Raw genomic sequence first — 18,513 nt, forward strand, 5'->3', positions numbered from 1 at the left:
GTTATAACCCCAGCACCAGCTGCCGCTCCAGTTGAGGATCGAGCAGCGTCACATGCAACCCGACCAGCCGCACTCCGCGACCGCCCCGCCGTTCGTGCCAGGCTTTGTAGGCGGTGGAGAGCAAATCCTCTTTATTCAGGCGCGGCCAGACATGTTCCTGAGTGGTCAGCTGAAAATCATTGAATTTCAGCTTTACCCCCTGACGGGCAATCAGAAGGTCCGGTTTGACCTTCAGCACCCGCCGCTCCAGCTCTGGATAGAGGTGCTCAATGATGCTCTCACAGGCAGACCACTCGTGGATATCCTCCACCAGCGTACGCTCAACGCCAACCGATTTACGCTGTCGGGTGTTGTTGATCTCCCGCTCATCGATTCCCTGGCTACGCTCCCACAGGATCCGACCAAACTTACCAAAACGGCGGAGCAACATCGCCAGGTCGCTTTTCTGCACATCTTCGCAGGTACGCAGCCCCATGCTTTCCAGCTTTGCGGCTGAGACTTTCCCCACGCCGGGGATCTTCGCCAGCGGCAGCGTTCGGACAAACTCCGCGACCTGATGCGGCGCAATCACAAACTGACCGTTGGGTTTATTCATATCGGAAGCAATTTTCGCCAGAAATTTTACCGGCGCGATACCGGCAGAGGCGGTCAGTTGAAGCTCGTGAAAAATGGTCTGGCGAATCTCTTCCGCGATCAGCGTCGCAGAGCCCTGGCAGTGAACGCTATCGCTGACGTCGAGATACGCCTCATCCAGAGACAGCGGTTCAATTAACGACGTGTAGCGTGAGAAGATTTCCCGGATATGGGACGAGGCCTCTTTGTAGGCATCAAAGCGGCCGGGTAGCAGGGTTAAATGCGGGCAAAGCTTGAGGGCCATCGCGGTCGGCATCGCGCTGCGTACGCCAAATTTGCGCGCCGGATAGTTGGCCGTGCTGATCACCCCCCGCTGTACCCGGCTACCGCCGATGGCAATGGGGATATCACGCAGGGCTGGATTATCCCGCATTTCCACGGCGGCAAAAAAGCAGTCCATATCGACATGGATAATTTTGCGCATACTCAGCCCTCAACGATTACTGGTTAAGTATACAGTAATAATACAAGGAATGAGAAGCGGGGTTTGTAGGGCTGATAAGCTTGCGCCATCAGGCAATAATGCCCGGCGGCGCAAGCTTGCCGGGCCTACGGAGAGATCAGAGGATCCGATTTTGCTGGCGCTGTGCTTCACGAGCCATGCGCTTTTTACGTGCATCGCACGGCTCCGGGCAGTCGCAGACCTTCTCAAGCCCCAGCGATGAGATACCGCCGCAGCTGCCCTGGAGACTTTTGCGCTTTATCAGATATCCTAAGGACATCCCCAGAATAACCAGCGCGAAAATGACGAAGGTTGCCACAAACACCGTCAACATCATTAACCTCCAAAGTCATCCAACATGATGTTGTCATCCTCAACGCCAAGATCTTTTAGCATCTTGATCACTGCGGCATTCATCACCGGCGGCCCACACATATAAAACTCGCAGTCCTCCGGCGCCGGATGATCGCGCAGGTAGTTTTCATACAGCACATTGTGAATAAAGCCGGTGTGGCCGTTCCAGTTATCTTCCGGCTGCGGATCGGAAAGCGCCACGTGGAAGGTAAAGTTCGGATTTTCACGTGCCAGCTGTTCAAACTCATCGTCATAGAACATTTCACGCAGCGAACGGGCGCCGTACCAGAAGCTGATTTTGCGCTTGCTGTGCAACCGTTTAAGCTGGTCGAAAATATGCGAACGCATGGGCGCCATACCAGCACCGCCGCCGATAAAGACCATCTCGGCGTCCGTCTCTTTCGCGAAGAACTCGCCGAACGGCCCGGAAATCGTCACCTTATCACCGGCTTTCAGCGACCAGATATACGAAGACATGATCCCCGGCGGCGCATCCGGCACTTTCGGCGGTGGCGTCGCAATACGCACGTTGAGCATAATGATGCCCTTCTCATCCGGATAGTTCGCCATCGAATAGGCGCGCAACGTCGGCTCTTTAACCTCGGAAACATAGCGGAACAGATTAAATTTATCCCAGTCCGCGCGGTACTCGTCCGGCACGTCAAAATCGGCATACGCCACTTTATGCGACGGACATTCAATCTGAATATAGCCGCCCGCGCGGAACGGCACGCTTTCGCCTTCCGGGATGGCCAGCTTCAGCTCTTTAATGAAAGTCGCTTTGTTATCATTGGAGATAACTTCACACTCCCATTTTTTGACGCCAAAAATCTCTTCCGGCAGCGCGATCTTCATGTTTTGTTTCACGGCGACCTGACAGGCCAGACGGCAGCCCTCTTTCGCCTCGCGTTTGCTGATATGGGAAAGTTCGGTAGGCAGGATATCACCGCCCCCCTCCTTCACCGTCACCCGGCACTGGCCGCAGGAACCGCCGCCGCCGCAGGCAGAAGAGATAAAGATCCCGTTGCTGGACAGCGTATTCAGCAGCTTATCGCCCGCCGGCGTGCGAATCTGTTTATCCGCTTCATTATTGATTTCAATAACCACATCACCGGCGTTGACCAGCTTCGAGCGCGCCGCCAGGATCAGCCCCGACAGCACCAGCACGATCAGCGTGAACATCACGACGCCAAGAATAATTTCCATACTTTCCGCCCTTATAGCTGCACACCGGAGAATGACATAAAGCCCAGCGCCATCAGACCTGTGGTAATAAAGGTGATCCCTAACCCGCGCAGACCCGCGGGCACATTTGCGTATTTCATTTTTTCGCGGATGCCCGCCATCGCCACAATCGCCAGCATCCAGCCGATACCGGAGCCGAAGCCATACACGATGGATTCCGGGAAGTTATAGTCGCGCTGCACCATAAAGGAGACGCCGCCAAAAATGGCGCAGTTCACGGCAATAAGCGGCAGGAAGATCCCCAGTGCGTTGTACAGCGACGGGAAATACTTATCGAGGATCATCTCCAGAATCTGCACCAGCGCGGCGATCACCCCGATAAAGGTGATGAAGTTGAGGAAGCTCAAATCCACCCCGTCCACCAGCGCACCGTCACGCAGTACGAGGTTATAAATCAGGTTGTTCACCGGCACGGAAATGCCGAGCACCACCGTCACCGCTACGCCAAGACCAAACGCCGTGGAGACTTTCTTCGACACCGCAAGAAACGTACACATGCCGAGGAAGAAGGCCAGCGCCATGTTTTCAACAAACACCGCGCGGACAAAAAGACTGAGGTAATGAGCCATACTCGGTTACTCCTTCTCCTGCTGTTCCGGCTTCCAGCTGCGCAGCGCCCAGATCAGCAGACCGATGATGAAAAACGCGCTCGGCGCGAGCAGGAACAGGCCGTTCGGCTGATACCAGCCGCCGTTCTGCACGGTTTGCAGCACGGTGACGCCAAACAGTTTGCCGCTGCCGATAAGCTCGCGCAGGAAACCGACAATCATCAGAATGGCGCCGTAGCCCAGACCGTTACCGATACCGTCCATAAAGCTCGCCAGCGGCGGCGACTTCATGGCATACGCTTCCGCGCGCCCCATCACGATACAGTTGGTGATGATAAGCCCGACGAACACCGACAGCTGTTTGGAGACTTCGTAGGCGTAGGCGCGCAGCAGCTGATCGACGACGATCACCAGCGAGGCGATGATCGCCATCTGCACGATAATGCGCACGCTGTTGGGAATATGGTGGCGGATCATCGAGATAAACATGCTGGAAAACGCCGTCACCAGCGTTACCGCGATAGTCATGACGAATGCGGTTTCCAGCTTGGTGGTCACCGCCAGCGCCGAACAGACCCCCAGCACCTGCAGAGCAATAGGGTTGTTGCTAATCAACGGCCCGACCAGCACCCGTTTTACTTCTTTCATCTCATCGAGCTCAGCCATTGTTCAGGCCTCCTTCACGAATCTGCTTGAGGAACGGACCAAAGCCCTGCTCCCCCATCCAGAAATCAAAACTGTGCTGCACGCCGTTGGACGTGAGCGTTGCGCCGGAAAGGCCGTCAACCGCGTAGTCATCACCCTGACGCGCACCGCCTTTCACCACTTTCAGCGCCGGCATGCCGCTGTCGTCGAGCACTTTTTTGCCGATGAACTGTTTACGCCAGGCGGGGTTTTCCACTTCGCCGCCGAGGCCCGGCGTTTCGCCCTGATCGTAATAGGTGATGCCTTTCACGGTACGACCATCGGTATCAAGCGCCACAAAGGCATACATCATCGACCACAGGCCGTTGCCGTAAATCGGCAGCACCACTTCCTGAACCTTTTTCTGCTCGTCTTTCACGAGGTAGATTTCCACCACGTTAGTACGACGCTTGATGCCCGCCGGATCCTGGCTGGCCTCCAGCACGGTACTTTGCTCAGGATCTTTCAGCGCCAGCCCCTGATTAAAGGAGTCCGGATCTTTTTCCAGCAGTTCGCCGCTTTTCAAATCCAGCAGCCGCGGGCTGATGCGCTCGGCAAACACCGAGGCAATCTCCTCCTGCTTCATGTCCGGCTGCATCAGCCCGGCAACGGAGAGAATGTTACGCTGTTTATCGAGCGCTTTTTGCTCCTGCTGGCGCGGCTTCAGCCCCACCGCAGAACCGGCAACAATGACCGAGCAGACCAGGCAAAGCACCAGCACCACCAGCAGCGTTTTGCCGATGCTATCGTTACTTTTTTTCTCAGCCACGCGACTTCCTCCGCTTGATATTGGCCTGCACCACCAGGTAATCGAACAGTGGCGCAAAGAGGTTGGCAAACAGAATGGCCAGCATCATCCCTTCCGGATAGGCCGGGTTCACCACGCGGATCAGCACGCACATCGCGCCAATCAGCGCACCGTATGCCCACTTTCCTTTGTCGGTGAACGACGCCGACACCGGGTCGGTCGCCATAAACATCATGCCAAAGGCAAAACCGCCGAGCACCAGATGCCAGTACCACGGCATGGCAAACATCGGGTTGGTATCAGAGCCAACAAAGTTAAACAGCGTTGCCGTGGCAATCATGCCAATCATCACCCCGGCGACAATGCGCCAGGAGGCGACGCGACCGAAAATGATGATGGCGCCGCCAAGCAGAATCATCAGCGTCGAGACCTCGCCGATGGAGCCGGGAATATTGCCGAGGAAGGCATCCATCCAGCTGACCGGCTGGCCGCTGGTGACATTCACCAGCGCTTCACCGCCGCGGCTCGCCCACTGAGAAAGCGGCGTTGCGCCGGAGAAACCGTCCGCCGCCGTCCACACCAGATCGCCGGAAATTTGCGCCGGATAGGCGAAGAACAGAAATGCACGCCCGGCCAGCGCCGGGTTGAGGAAGTTACGCCCGGTGCCGCCGAAGATCTCTTTGCCAATCACCACGCCAAAACTGATGCCCAGCGCCGCCTGCCATAACGGCAGCGTCGGCGGCACAATCAGCGCGAACAGAATGGAGGTAACAAAAAAGCCTTCGTTGATTTCGTGTTTGCGCACGATGGCGAACAGCACTTCCCAAAAGCCGCCGACGATAAACACGGTGAGATAAATGGGCAGGAAGAACACTGCGCCCAGCCCCATCATGCTCAGCCAGCCCGCATCCGGGCCAAAGTTCACCCCCAGCCACTGCGCCACGCTATAGTGCCAGTGGCTGGCGATCACCTGCTGCAGCTGCTCCGCGCCGTAGAGTTTGTGTAGCGCCGGGATAGTTTGCAGCCCGACGTTGTACATGCCCCAGAACATCGCCGGGAACACCGCCAGCCACACCAGGATCATCATCCGCTTGAGGTCGATGGCATCACGGACGTGAGAGGCCCCTTTCGTCACCTGACCCGGGGTATAGAAAATAGTCGCCGCCGCCTCATACAACGGGTAGTACTTTTCCAGTTTGCCGCCGTGGGTGAAGTGCGGCTCAATTTTTTCCAGCAGATTTTTCAAACCCATCACTTATCCTTCCTGCTCAATGCGGGTTAAGACGTCACGCAGCAGCGGGCCGTATTCATATTTTGCCGGGCAGACGTAGGTGCAGAGCGCTAAATCTTCTTCATCCAGCTCCAGGCAGCCCAGCGCCTGCGCGCTGTCGGTGTCTCCCGCCAGCAAATCCCGCAGCAGATGCGTCGGCAGAATATCCAGCGGCATCACGCGCTCGTAGTTGCCGATGGGAACCATCGCACGCTCGCCGCCGTTGGTATCCGTTGAGAAACTGAACAGTTTGTGTTTGAGAAAATGTCCGAGCGTGGTGCGGGTAATCGAAAATTTGTCTTTGCCCGGCATCACCCAACCAAACAGCTCCTTCTCACGCCCTTCCTTCACGACGCTCACCTGCAGGTGATAGCGACCAAGGAACGCATACGGCCCCTGGGCGTGGGTACCGCTCAGCACCGAGCCGGAAATGACCCGGTTTTCCCCCTCCAGCAGCTCACCGGCCAGCAGTTCATCAAGACTGGCGCCGCAGCAGGTTTCGATCAGCCGCGGCTCTTTGACCTGCGGGCCCCCGAGCGCAATCACGCGTTTGCTGTAAAGTTCCCCGTCGAGAAACAGCCGGCCGATGGCGATAACATCTTGATAGTTAAGGTGCCAGACCTGTTTATTCAGGCTGACGGGCTCAAGGAAATGGATATGGGTGCCTGCCAGCCCGGCCGGATGCGGCCCGGCGAACTGGTTAAAGGTCACCTGCCCTGCGGGGTGGCCACCGAGCTTGCCGCCGCTGGCCTGGCAGACATGCACTTTGCCATCCGTCAGGCTGGTGAGCACGGTGAGTCCCGCATCGAAGGCCTCGCGGTGGGCCAGAATAATCGGTTGCGGATCTGCCGCCAGCGGGTTGGTATCAATAGCGGTCACGAAAATCGCCGCCGGTACGCTCCCCGGCACCGGCGTTTTACTAAACGGACGAGTGCGGAATGCCGTCCATTGGCCGGAAGTCAGCAGCTGCTGCTGCACAGTTTCCCGCGCCAATCCAGCCAGGTCGCCCGGTGCATAGCGGGGGAAGGAGACGGCCTCATCGCCGTCGACATCGATAACAATGGATTGCAGAACCCGACGTTCGCCGCGATGGATGGCGCCAATCACCCCAGCCGCAGGTGCGGTAAAGCAGACGCCGGGGTTCTTTTTGTCTTCGAAGAGGATCTGCCCTTTTTGTACCCGGTCACCTTCGCGCACCGCCATTGAGGGGCGCATACCGACGTACTCCTCGCCCAGCAGCGCGACGCGTTTGACGGCAACCTGAGAAGTTTTCTGCTGTGATGGCATGCCAGCTATGGGCAGATTCAGCCCTTTCGTGATTTTAATCATATCGTTAGCAGGTATCCGTAACTTAAACCTCGATATCAGACCGAGGCCAGCAACATTGATGGGAAATCAGAGAAAAGGAAAAGCTGAGTCCTGGCGGTTCACAAGACGGGAGAGAAGCATCCTTTCTTACCCTGATCGTTAAGCGGCGCAAGTGTAACATTTCGTGAGCGGCGTCAGTAGATAAACCACGATTAACTACCTATAAAATGAGATCTATTGCGCAAAGTTCTGACTGCGCTTTGACGTCGGATTCGCTATAAAGGACAACTAAATTGTAAACGCGGTAAGGCCGCGCTTGCGAAAAAATGCCGTGATGCTAATGTGAGCGCTCTAAATCCAGAAAAGTCTGATTTCGGGTATCTCTTGCCGTCCTGGCAATGTGGTTTTTGATTTATCAAGGAACAAGCAGTATGCGCAAAATCGCATTATTTATTGCGATGCTTCTGTTGCCGTGCGTTTCATTTGCTGGGTTACTCAGCAATAGCGGCTCGACGACGCCGGTTAGCAAAGAATACAAGCAACAATTAATGGGTTCCCCGGTTTACATTGAGATCTTCAAAGAAGAGCGTACGCTCGATCTCTACGTCAAAATGGGCGAAACCTACCAGCTACTCGACAGCTACCGGATCTGTAACTATTCCGGCGGTCTGGGGCCGAAGCAGCGTCAGGGCGACTTCAAAAGTCCGGAAGGGTTTTATAGCGTGACGCGCAATCAGCTCAAGCCTGACAGCCGTTTCTATAAAGCCATTAATATCGGCTTCCCGAACGCCTACGATCGCGCCCATGGTTATGAAGGTAAATACCTGATGATTCACGGTGCCTGCGTATCCATCGGCTGCTACGCGATGACCGATACCGGCATTGATGAGATTTTCCAGTTTGTGACCGGCGCGCTCGTGTTCGGCCAGTCCAGCGTGCAGGTCAGCATTTATCCTTTCCGCATGACCAATGCCAATATGGAACGCCACAAATACTCCTACTATGCGGATTTCTGGAAACAGCTGAAGCCAGGCTACGACTATTTCCAGCAAACCCATAAGCCGCCGGTTATCTCAGTGTCCGATGGCCGCTATATCGTCAGCAAGCCGCTCAGTCATGAAGTTATCCAGCCGCAGCTGGCTTCAAACTACACGGTCCCCGAGGCAAAATAACGCCCACTCGCCTGGCATGATTTTATGCCAGGTCTCGTTGCCGGTCAGCGGCTGAGTGGCGATAACGGTGACCACATCGTTAGGTGTGGTCTCCCGTTGAAAATCGATTTCTACGTCCTGATCCAGTAACGTTGCCACGCCAAACGGCGCCCGCCGCGTTATCCAGTGCAGATTCGTCGAGCAAAACGCCATCACGTAACGCCCGTCCGACAACAGCATATTAAAGACGCCTTTTTCCCGTAGCGAGCCCGCGAGGGTGGCGATAAAGCTGAACACTTCAACCATATCGTCCGGCGTCCCCGAATAGCGCTCGGTCAGGCAGTGCAGCAGCCAGCAGAAGGCTTTTTCGCTGTCGGTCTCGCCGATCGGCTGGAGATTTCCGGTATCCAGGGACTCATAGCCCTCTAACTGGCCGTTATGAGCATAGGTCCAGTTGCGTCCCCACAGCTCGCGGGTAAAGGGATGGGTGTTTTCCAGCGCAACGATACCGCGGTTAGCCTGGCGAATATGGGCGATGACCGAGCACGATTTGATGGGATAGTCCTGTACCAGTTTCGCAATCGGCGACTGGAAGCTGGGCTGCGGATCTTTAAATGTGCGACAGCCTTTACCTTCATAAAAGGTAATACCCCAGCCATCTTTATGCGGGCCGGTGCCTCCACCGCGCTGAACCAGCCCGGTAAAGCTAAAACAAATATCTGTTGGCACATTCGCGCTCATCCCGAGCAATTCGCACATACATCACCTCTTCGCACTTTCAGGCAGTGCCGGGTGGCGCGCAGCTTACCCGGCCGACAACTCAGCCCGCAGGTCGGGCAAACACAGTGCCGCCCGACACCATGTCATCAGGCCTTAACCATCTCTTTTTCGATCAGCATAATCAGAATATGAATCACTTTAATGTGAATTTCCTGAATACGATCGGCATAACCAAAATGCGGCACGCGAATTTCAACATCGGCGGAACCGGCCATTTTACCGCCATCTTTGCCGGTCAGCGTGATGACCTTCATCCCCTGCGCGCGGGCAGCCTCAATCGCCTTAATCACGTTGCCGGAGTTGCCGGAGGTGGAGATACCCAGCAGCACATCGCCAGCGCGACCCACGGACTCGACGTAGCGGGAGAAGACGTACTCATAGCCAAAATCGTTACTGACGCAGGACAGGTGGCTGACGTCTGAAATCGCAATCGCCGGATAGCCGGGGCGATTCTCACGATAGCGCCCGGTCAGTTCTTCTGCAAAATGCATCGCATCGCAGTGGGAACCGCCGTTACCGCAGGAGAGGACTTTACCACCGGCCTTAAAGCTATCAGCCAGCAGCACCGCGGCACGCTGAATCGCGTGAATATTGGCTTCGTCCTGCAGAAAGTTAGCCAGCGTTTCCGCCGCTTCGTTCAGTTCGTTACGAATAAGATCCTGGTACATGAGGATAATCCTTCAGTATGGTTGGAATAACCCTGGCAGTGTACCGGATAGGCGCCGAAGCGAGAAGAAGCAGCCGACGTTATCCGCCGTGGTTTTGATTTTACGTGCCGCATTTACGTACAACAATGTGAGCAAGGTTGTAATTATTTTGTAAACACATTGCTAAAGCCAATAACATCCACTACAACCATATCATCACAAGTGGTCAGACCTCCTACAAGACAGGGAGCATTTCTCTATGATGATTTTGAGTATTGTTGCAACCGTTGTTTTACTCGGTGCGCTCTTCTATCACCGAATTAATCTCCTGCTGAGCAGCGTGATTTTGCTCGCCTGGACCGCGGCGCTCAGCGTTGCCGGGCTGTGGAATATCTGGCTGCTGCTGCCGCTGGCGATTATTCTGCTGCCGTTCAACTTTGCGCCGATGCGCAAGTCAATTTTCTCGGCACCGGCATTCCGCGCATTCCGTAAGGTGATGCCGCCGATGTCGCGTACCGAAAAAGAGGCCATCGATGCGGGCACGACCTGGTGGGAAGGCGACCTGTTTCGCGGGACGCCAGACTGGCAGAAACTGCACAACTATCCGCAGCCGCGCCTGACCGCCGAAGAACAGGCGTTCATCGACGGGCCGGTAGAAGAAGCCTGTCGCATGGCGAACGATTTTGAAATCACCCATGAAATGGCCGATCTGCCGCCGGCGCTGTGGGCCTACCTGAAAGAGCATCGTTTCTTTGCGATGATCATTAAGAAAGAGTACGGCGGCCTGGAGTTCTCCGCTTACGCTCAGTCACGGGTGCTGCAAAAGCTCTCCGGCGTTTCCGGTATCCTGGCGATTACCGTCGGCGTGCCGAACTCCTTAGGCCCGGGCGAACTGCTGCAACATTACGGTACTGAAGAGCAGAAAAACCACTATCTGCCGCGCCTGGCGCGTGGTCAGGAAATTCCGTGCTTTGCGCTGACCAGTCCGGAAGCGGGCTCTGACGCCGGCGCCATCCCGGACAGCGGCGTCGTCTGCATGGGCGAATGGCAAGGCGAGCAGGTACTGGGCATGCGCCTGACCTGGAATAAGCGTTATATCACCCTCGCCCCTATCGCGACCGTATTGGGCCTGGCTTTTAAACTCTCCGATCCCGACCGTCTGCTGGGCGGCGAAGAAGATCTGGGCATCACCTGTGCGCTGATCCCGACCAGCACCCCGGGCGTCGAAATTGGCCGTCGCCACTTCCCGCTGAACGTGCCGTTCCAGAATGGTCCGACCCAGGGGAAAGATATTTTCGTGCCGATCGATTACATCATCGGCGGCCCGTCGATGGCCGGCCAGGGCTGGCGGATGCTGGTGGAATGCCTGTCCGTAGGACGCGGCATCACCCTGCCGTCTAATGCCACCGGCGGACTGAAATCCGTGGCGATGGCGACCGGCGCCTATGCCCATATTCGTCGCCAGTTCAAAATCTCCATCGGTAAAATGGAAGGCATCGAAGAGCCTCTGGCGCGTATTGCCGGTAACGCATACGTGATGGATGCCGCCGCTTCGCTGATTACCTACGGCATCATGCTGGGAGAGAAACCGGCGGTGCTGTCGGCTATCGTCAAGTACCACTGCACCCATCGCGGACAGCGCTCAATCATTGACGCCATGGATATCACCGGCGGAAAAGGCATCATGCTGGGCGAAGGTAACTTCCTCGCCCGCGCCTATCAAGGGGCACCAATCGCTATCACCGTCGAAGGGGCCAATATCCTGACCCGCAGCATGATGATCTTTGGTCAAGGGGCGATTCGCTGCCATCCGTACGTACTGGATGAAATGGCCGCCGCGCAAAGCAACGATGTTAACGCTTTCGACAAACTGCTGTTTAAACACATTGGTCACGTCGGCAGTAACAAAGTCCGCAGCTTCTGGCTGGGCCTGACCCGCGGGCTGACAAGCAGCACGCCGACCCGTGATGGCACTCGTCGCTACTACCAGCACATGAACCGTCTGAGCGCGAACCTGGCGCTGCTGTCCGACGTCTCCATGGCGGTGCTGGGCGGCAGCCTGAAGCGTCGCGAGCGCATCTCCGCGCGTCTCGGCGATGTCCTGAGCCAGCTCTATCTCGCCTCTGCGGTGCTGAAACGCTATGACGATGAAGGGCGCAATGAAGCCGACCTCCCGCTGGTTCATTGGGGCGTCCAGGATGCGCTGTATCAGGCAGAACAGGCGATTGACGATCTGCTGAAGAACTTCCCGAACCGTTTTGTCGCGGGCGCCCTGCGCATTGCTATCTTCCCGACCGGCCGTCACTACAACGCGCCGTCCGATAAGCTGGATCATAAGGTGGCAAAAATCCTGCAGGTTCCGAGCGCGACGCGTTCACGTATCGGTCGCGGCCAGTATCTGACCCCGAGTGAACATAACCCGGTCGGTCTGCTGGAAGAGGCCCTGCTCGATGTCATGGCCGCCGATCCGATTCATCAGCGTATCTGCAAAGAGCTGGGTAAAAACCTGCCGTTTACCCGTCTGGATGAACTGGCCCGCAACGCGCTGGCAAAAGGTTTAATCAATCAGGATGAAGCCGATATTCTGACCCGTGCGGAAACCAGCCGTCTGCGCAGCATTAACGTTGACGATTTCGCAGCCGATGAGCTGGCGACCAAACCGGTAAAGCTCCCGGAGAAAGTCCGCAAGGTTGAAGCCGCATAAAACAATAACAGTTACCACATCACGACCAGGGCGGGGAATTTCCCCGCCTTTCTTTTTTACCCGGCGACCGACATTCAGCTGTCTGCGTTATCATTTTTTTAACAACATATTCCGCTCAGCAGCGAGAGACTGATATGGTGTTAAAATTACCCTGATGCTCTCATGATGATGGAGTTCAACACTGTGCCTGGTTTGAAAATTACGTTGTTGCAACAACCCCTGGTGTGGATGGATGGTCCCGCCAACCTGCGTCACTTCGATCGTCAACTGGAAGGCATTACCGGACGTGACGTCATAGTCTTGCCGGAAATGTTCACGACCGGATTCGCTATGGAGGCCGCAAAGCAGTCGATGTCAGCCGAAAACGTCATTGACTGGATGCAGAGTAAAGCGGTGCAAACAAATGCCCTGATTGCCGGCAGCGCGGCGCTGCAAACCGATCGCGGGCCGGTTAACCGCTTCTTGCTGGTCGAGCCCGATGGCACAACCCACTTCTATGACAAGCGCCATCTGTTCCGCATGGCCGAAGAACATCATCATTATGAGGCGGGTAACGAACGGGTTGTTTTTGAGTGGCGCGGCTGGCGAATTCTGCCGCTGGTGTGTTATGACCTGCGCTTCCCGGTGTGGTCACGTAACCATAACGACTACGATTTAGCGCTTTATGTGGCCAACTGGCCTGCCCCACGCTCACTTCACTGGCAGTCCCTGCTGGTGGCTCGCGCCATCGAGAATCTGGCCTATGTTGCCGGCTGTAACCGCGTCGGCACCGATGGCAACGGCCATCATTACCGCGGCGATAGCCGCATTATCAGCCCGCAGGGAGAAATTCTGGCAACGGCAGAACCCCATCAGGCAACGCGTCTGGATGCAGAGCTGTCGATGACGGCGCTCAAAGAGTATCGTGAGAAGTTTCCGGCCTGGCAGGATGCCGATCCGTTCACCCTGAACTGATCGTCTTCTCTCCCCTCGTTAACCGAGGGGACCCCGTTTTATACCTCGCCGCCGCCTCTTTTTCCCCCACCAGCCCGCAGAATAAGCGGGAGAAATAATATTTTTCCGGCGGGATTATTTTTGTTCTACACTCATTAAGTGGATAAAATTCAACAAGAACGAGCTTCATTTTCAAATAACTTTCAGCTTTTTTAAAACGATTCCATCTCGGTCCTGGTCCGGTTTTATTACCCGACCGGTACGGTTGTGCGCGCATTCTCAGCGAGAACAAACCATCATGGAAAATAATAATCTGCTTGTTGTTGAAAAAAGACTGGTTGCCCGTTTTCTGGATATGTTCATTCGCTTTGGACTTATCCTGGCATTAGCCTCTTTCTGCTATACCGTGTTTTCTCCGTTTCTTAATATGATGCTGTGGGCCGTTATCCTGGCCGTCACCCTCTACCCTCTCCATCAGTATTTTGCGACCAGGCTGGGAGGAAAACAGGGCTGGTCCTCAACCCTGATAGTCCTGCTCGGCATTGTGCTGATCGTGGTCCCCACGGTGCTGATGATTAGCTCTCTCGGCGAAAGCGTCAGCGTGATGATTGATAAGCTCAGCGGTCGTGCTTTCGTCATTCCGCCGCCATCAGCACATATCGCCACCATTCCCATCGTCGGAGAAAAAATTAGCGTCCTGTGGTTAAAAGCGTCCAACGATTTACCGGGGCTGATTAGCAACTATCGCACTCAGATAGGAGACATCGCGAAAGCTACCCTCGGCATTCTTGCCAGTATGGGCGGTGGATTGCTTGGTTTTATCCTCTCCTTCATCGTGGCGGGGATTATCATGACCTGGGGCGCCGCCGGGGCAGACAGCGCCCGGCGCATTGCCATCCGCCTGACGGATGAGAACAAAGGACAATCTTTGGTGAAACTGTGCACCAGCACGATCCGTGCGGTGGCGCAGGGCGTTATCGGCGTCGCGCTTATTCAGGCGCTGCTGGTGGGCGTCATTATGATCGTGGCAGGTATTCCGGCCGTGGGGATCTTCTTTATTCTGGCGCTGATCCTCGGGATCGCGCAGATTCCGGTGATTCTGGTGACCGCACCGGCGATTGCGTTGATGTGGAGCCTCGGCGATCACGGAACGGCTATGAATATCGTCTATACGATCTTGCTGATTGTGGCCGGTATGGCTGACAACGTGCTCAAACCGCTAATGCTCGGGCGCGGTGTCGATGCGCCTATGCCTGTGGTACTGCTTGGTGCATTAGGCGGCATGGCGGCCAGCGGTATTCTCGGTATGTTTATCGGCGCGACCCTACTCTCTATCGGCTATCGTATCTTCATGTCGTGGGTCAACGATGGGCAGGTCGGCGATGGCCAGACTCCCGTCGTTCCGGACGACAAAGATGCTCAATGAGCACCGTGCCTGGCGTCTCCTGTTCACCGCTGGCGCCGGCCTTGTTCTCACCGCATGCACGACGCTGGGGCCAGACTATCATCCGCCGAAAACGCCGGAGCTAAGCCACTGGCAACCGGCTACGCAGCGGATGGCTTCCCGGTCGACGCCTGCCGATTACGCGCGGTGGTGGACGCAGCTCAACGATCCGACCTTAACGGCGCTGATTAACGAAGCGCTGCGAAAAAATCCGGATGTCAAAATCGCCGGTTTGCGTCTGCTGGAATCCCGGGCGCAGCTGGGGATCGCCGAGAGTTTACTGGGACCGCAGGCGACGATCGGCAGCGGCGATCTGCTGCGCACCGGCCAGCAACGTTCGGGAAACTATAGCTCAGGGACCCGCTACAGCGCCGGGGTCAATCTGGGATGGGAGATCGATTTCTGGGGTAAGTTTCAGCGCGGCGTCGAATCCGCCGATGCCAGCTATTTCGCCACGCTAGCGCAGTACGATGATATTCAGGTGCTGATGGCAGCCCAGGTGGCGCAGTGGTACGTCAATATCCGCATGCTGGAAGCCCGCCTGCAAATTACCCGCGGCAATGCGAAGATTCAGCAACGTAGCCTGCAGATCACCGAGCGGTTATTCCTCAGCGGCAACAGCGCAGAGCTGGACGTTCAGCAGGCAAAAACCCAGTACCTCTCCACGCTTTCGACGATCCCCCAACTGGAAACCAGCCTCGCACAGAGCCAGAATGCCCTGAGCGCGCTGCTGGCACGCAAACCCGGCCCCCTGCCGGAAATGGCGAGCCAGACCGGCGATATCCCGTCAGGCGAACTCTCGTTAGTGTCTGAACTTCCGGCCAACCTTCTGCGCCGGCGGCCCGACGTCAGGGCTGCTGAACGACAGATGGCCGCACAGTCGGCGCTTATCGGCGTGGCGGAGAGCGAGCTCTACCCGTCCATCTCACTGATCGGCAGCGTCGGAATAAGCGGCAGGAGCGAGAGTAATGGCACGCTCAGCTGGGCGGCGGGCCCGACGTTTAGCTGGAATCTGCTGGATCAGGGGCGGCTCGGGAATCAGGTTCTGGTTCAGGATGCCCGTTTTCTCCAGCTTCACGAACACTATCGCGATACCGTCTTTCAGGCCGCGCGTGAAGTCGACGATGCGGCCATCGCCTACGCCAATGATAAAGATGAAATTGTGTTGCTGACCCAAACGGGTAAAGCCGCCAGCCGCTCCCTCGAAATAGCCAACACACAGTATCGTGAGGGAATGGCTGACTTTCAGCGCGTCCTTGACTCACAGCGGGCGCTGTTCAACCAACAAGAACGGTTGGTCAGCAGCCGCGGTGCGGCGATGCGCGATCTGATCGCGCTTTATAAAGCGCTGGGCGGCGGCTGGGAAAGTGGCCGAACACGCCCGCTGGTCGATGCTGCGACGGAATCGCACCTACGCCAGCGTGATAACTGGCTGCCGCTGCTGAATACCCCGCTTCCTTCCGCCACATCCCCTTCAGAAGGACCTTCGCCATGAATGCCTCCTCCCCTTCACCAGGACAAGCCAGCCGTCGTACGGCCATCGGCCTGGTGGTGCTGATTGTACTGCTGATCTGCTTGTATTTAGTCACGGACAGAGTGACGCCCTATACCTCGCAGGCCAGGGTACAGGCCTTCGTCATTCCGGTCGCAGCGGAAGTAACCGGGCAAATAAAGAAGGTATATGTTCGTGACAATCAGCGTGTCGCTATGGGCGAACCGCTGTTTGAGCTGGATCCGGAACCTTATGATATCGCCCTGGCGCGCGCACGTTCGGATTATGCCACGGTGCTCAGCGCCGTGAAGGCCAACGGTGAAAGCGTGGTGGCGGCAAAGGCTGGCCTGCAGGCCGCCGCCACCGCTTACCAGAATGCCGCGAAAGATGCCGAGCGCCAGGAGCGGCTCTATCGTGAAGATCCCGGTACTATTTCCGTCCGGCGTCTGGAGATTGCCCAGGCCACCCGGGAAACCGCCCGTAGTCAGATGGCCGCCGCCGCCGCCGACGTGCGTCGTGCCATCGAAGCCGCCGGTGCAGCCGGCGACAATAATTCTCAGCTGTTAAGCGCCCGGGCCGCGGTGCGCAAAGCCGAACTGGACCGCAGTAAAAGCACCGTGATTGCCGGCAGCCGCGGGCTGATTACCGATTTACGCACCGAAGTTGGCCAGTTTGTTGGCGCGGGCGCCCCGGTGATGACATTGATTGCCCTGAACGATGTCTGGATCAACGCAGACATGACCGAAAATAACCTCGGTCGTATCCGGCCGGGTAATAAGGTGGCAATTGTTCTCGACAGCATGCCGGGACACATTTTTAGCGGCCAGGTACTCAGCATCGGCTATGGTATCAACGCATCGCAACCCCCGCCGGCCGGCGGCCTCCCTACCGTGGATAACAATCGTGACTGGCTCCGTCAGGCCCAGCGCTTCCCGGTTAAAATCGCCTTTGCAAGAGATGATGCCCCGCCGCCCACCAGCCTGCGGGTTGGCGGGCAGGCGGATGTGCTGGTTTATACCAGCGGCAGTAGCCTGCTGAACGTTGCGGGCTACCTGTATATCCGAGTCATGAGCCTGTTCTCCTGGCTCTATTAGGAGACCTGCGCGATGCATAACGTGGACCGCGCCGTACTGAGAATAAGCTGTGGTAGCGGACTGGCTGCGCTGGTCTGCTACGCCAGCGCGCTGCCGATGCCGCACCTCGGATGCATCATGGCCTGGATTGTGCTGTGCCAGGGGAAACCTTTAGCGCTGAAAAAAGGTCTCGTGATGGGTTCTCTCCTGATAGTCACCATGACGGCTGGCATTCTGATGGTGCCATTACTGACCTATTACGCCCTACCAGGCGTGCTGCTCACGGCGCTGTTGCTGTATCAGCTGATGTTAATGGGCCTTTACGGGAAGACCACGCTGTCGATGCTGCTGGTGGTGGCGATAGCGGTGATTCCCATTGCCGGGCTGATTGAGCAGGCGCTGGCGATAGGACTGGCGCAAATGCTGGGGATCGGTTTTATTACCGGTACGCTGGTCAACGGGCTGGCGGTGGCGTTATTCCCGCCCTCGCCGGGCCAGGCGCCCCCGCCCAGGGAGTCGCCGGCGGTCAGCGCTCCCCATCTCAGAGCGCTACGGGCGGTGATCATTGTGCTCCCCGTCTGGCTTCTGGCGCTGAGCCACCCGACGTTCTACATCCCGGCGGTGATGAAAACCGTCACGCTGGCGCAGCAGGCGACGACGCTCACCACGAAAACGTCGGGGAAAGAACTGGTGCTATCGACGCTACTGGGCGCGCTGTTGGCGCTGGGGCTGTGGTTCGGTCTTAGCCTCTGGCCGTCGCTGCTAATGCTGGTTCTCTGGCTGAGTCTGGCCAGTCTGTGGGTGGCCCGGCGACTGGTTCGCCTGGTGGCGGGACGGTTTCCGCCCTCTTTCTGGAGCAATGTCTGGATAACCGCCCTCATTCTGTTCGGGCCGGCGATTCAGGACAGCGATTCCGCAAAAGATGTCTGGACAGCCGCCGCGATGCGCTGCACGTTATATCTCATCATCGCGCTCTATGGCTGGGCCTGCATCGCCCTTCTCGAGCGCTGGCGCCCCCTTGACTCATCCTCAACAGAACTTCACTCAGGAGATTAAC

At 56.9% G+C, this 18,513-nt stretch carries 17 protein-coding genes; 7 read left to right on the forward strand and 10 right to left on the reverse strand.

Annotated features, from left to right (window positions below; genetic code table 11):
- Position 1: 1 nt before the first annotated feature.
- The 8 genes from dinB to AC236I_RS20145 form a co-directional block, all read right to left on the reverse strand.
- Positions 2-1,057 (reverse strand): DNA polymerase IV, encoded by a 1,056-nt coding sequence (gene dinB, locus AC236I_RS20110; protein WP_044349669.1) that lies wholly within the window; start codon positions 1,055-1,057, stop codon positions 2-4.
- A gap of 136 nt (positions 1,058-1,193) precedes the next feature.
- Positions 1,194-1,409 (reverse strand): (Na+)-NQR maturation NqrM, encoded by a 216-nt coding sequence (gene nqrM / locus AC236I_RS20115; RefSeq protein WP_004858255.1) that lies wholly within the window; start codon positions 1,407-1,409, stop codon positions 1,194-1,196.
- Positions 1,410-1,411: 2 nt separating this feature from the next.
- On the reverse strand, positions 1,412-2,635 hold the full coding sequence (gene nqrF / locus AC236I_RS20120; protein ID WP_004858252.1) for an NADH:ubiquinone reductase (Na(+)-transporting) subunit F: 1,224 nt from the start codon (positions 2,633-2,635) through the stop codon (positions 1,412-1,414).
- 11 nt (positions 2,636-2,646) lie between these two features.
- On the reverse strand, positions 2,647-3,243 hold the full coding sequence (nqrE, locus tag AC236I_RS20125; RefSeq protein WP_004858248.1) for an NADH:ubiquinone reductase (Na(+)-transporting) subunit E: 597 nt from the start codon (positions 3,241-3,243) through the stop codon (positions 2,647-2,649).
- A 6-nt stretch (positions 3,244-3,249) separates the two neighbouring features.
- The gene (locus AC236I_RS20130; RefSeq protein ID WP_004858245.1) at positions 3,250-3,888 is read right to left on the reverse strand and encodes an NADH:ubiquinone reductase (Na(+)-transporting) subunit D; all 639 of its coding nucleotides are present in this window, start codon (positions 3,886-3,888) and stop codon (positions 3,250-3,252) included.
- Entirely contained in the window at positions 3,881-4,675 is a 795-nt protein-coding gene (locus tag AC236I_RS20135) for a Na(+)-translocating NADH-quinone reductase subunit C (protein ID WP_004858241.1), read from the reverse strand. Before AC236I_RS20135 ends, AC236I_RS20130 begins: the two co-directional genes overlap by 8 nt.
- The gene (locus AC236I_RS20140; RefSeq protein WP_004858236.1) at positions 4,668-5,906 is read right to left on the reverse strand and encodes an NADH:ubiquinone reductase (Na(+)-transporting) subunit B; all 1,239 of its coding nucleotides are present in this window, start codon (positions 5,904-5,906) and stop codon (positions 4,668-4,670) included. The genes AC236I_RS20135 and AC236I_RS20140 overlap by 8 nt, the downstream gene beginning before the upstream one ends.
- Positions 5,907-5,909: 3 nt before the next feature.
- Positions 5,910-7,253, reverse strand: a complete 1,344-nt coding sequence (locus tag AC236I_RS20145) for a Na(+)-translocating NADH-quinone reductase subunit A (protein ID WP_004858233.1) — start codon at positions 7,251-7,253, stop codon at positions 5,910-5,912.
- Between the two features lie 410 nt (positions 7,254-7,663).
- Between AC236I_RS20145 and dpaA the strand changes: the two genes are divergently transcribed.
- Positions 7,664-8,404: a peptidoglycan meso-diaminopimelic acid protein amidase gene (dpaA, locus tag AC236I_RS20150; protein ID WP_004858229.1), complete on the forward strand. Its 741-nt coding sequence runs from the start codon at positions 7,664-7,666 to the stop codon at positions 8,402-8,404.
- Here the strand turns inward: dpaA and AC236I_RS20155 are convergent.
- Both AC236I_RS20155 and lpcA read right to left on the reverse strand, forming a co-directional pair.
- Positions 8,375-9,142 (reverse strand): class II glutamine amidotransferase, encoded by a 768-nt coding sequence (locus tag AC236I_RS20155; RefSeq protein ID WP_004858226.1) that lies wholly within the window; start codon positions 9,140-9,142, stop codon positions 8,375-8,377. The two genes, dpaA and AC236I_RS20155, sit on opposite strands and share 30 nt — an antisense overlap.
- Positions 9,143-9,249: 107 nt before the next feature.
- The gene (lpcA, locus tag AC236I_RS20160; protein ID WP_004099149.1) at positions 9,250-9,831 is read right to left on the reverse strand and encodes a D-sedoheptulose 7-phosphate isomerase; all 582 of its coding nucleotides are present in this window, start codon (positions 9,829-9,831) and stop codon (positions 9,250-9,252) included.
- A 238-nt stretch (positions 9,832-10,069) separates the two neighbouring features.
- Here lpcA and fadE point away from each other — a divergent pair, with 238 nt between their 5' ends.
- The 6 genes from fadE (at position 10,070) to AC236I_RS20190 (ending at position 18,512) form a co-directional block, all read left to right on the forward strand.
- A complete protein-coding gene (fadE, locus tag AC236I_RS20165) occupies positions 10,070-12,514 on the forward strand; it encodes an acyl-CoA dehydrogenase FadE (RefSeq protein WP_004858224.1) in 2,445 nt (814 codons plus the stop codon).
- Between the two features lie 183 nt (positions 12,515-12,697).
- Positions 12,698-13,468, forward strand: a complete 771-nt coding sequence (locus AC236I_RS20170; RefSeq protein WP_015585091.1) for an amidohydrolase — start codon at positions 12,698-12,700, stop codon at positions 13,466-13,468.
- Positions 13,469-13,745: 277 nt separating this feature from the next.
- Positions 13,746-14,873 (forward strand): AI-2E family transporter, encoded by a 1,128-nt coding sequence (locus tag AC236I_RS20175; protein ID WP_004858217.1) that lies wholly within the window; start codon positions 13,746-13,748, stop codon positions 14,871-14,873.
- On the forward strand, positions 14,863-16,386 hold the full coding sequence (locus AC236I_RS20180; RefSeq protein WP_032716709.1) for an efflux transporter outer membrane subunit: 1,524 nt from the start codon (positions 14,863-14,865) through the stop codon (positions 16,384-16,386). Before AC236I_RS20175 ends, AC236I_RS20180 begins: the two co-directional genes overlap by 11 nt.
- On the forward strand, positions 16,383-17,477 hold the full coding sequence (locus AC236I_RS20185; RefSeq protein ID WP_044349658.1) for an HlyD family secretion protein: 1,095 nt from the start codon (positions 16,383-16,385) through the stop codon (positions 17,475-17,477). Before AC236I_RS20180 ends, AC236I_RS20185 begins: the two co-directional genes overlap by 4 nt.
- 12 nt (positions 17,478-17,489) lie before the next feature.
- Complete coding sequence (locus AC236I_RS20190) at positions 17,490-18,512, forward strand: DUF2955 domain-containing protein (protein WP_032716708.1); 1,023 nt, start codon at positions 17,490-17,492, stop codon at positions 18,510-18,512.
- Position 18,513: the final 1 nt, after the last annotated feature.

The organism is Klebsiella sp. Sb-30 (genome assembly GCF_057652795.1).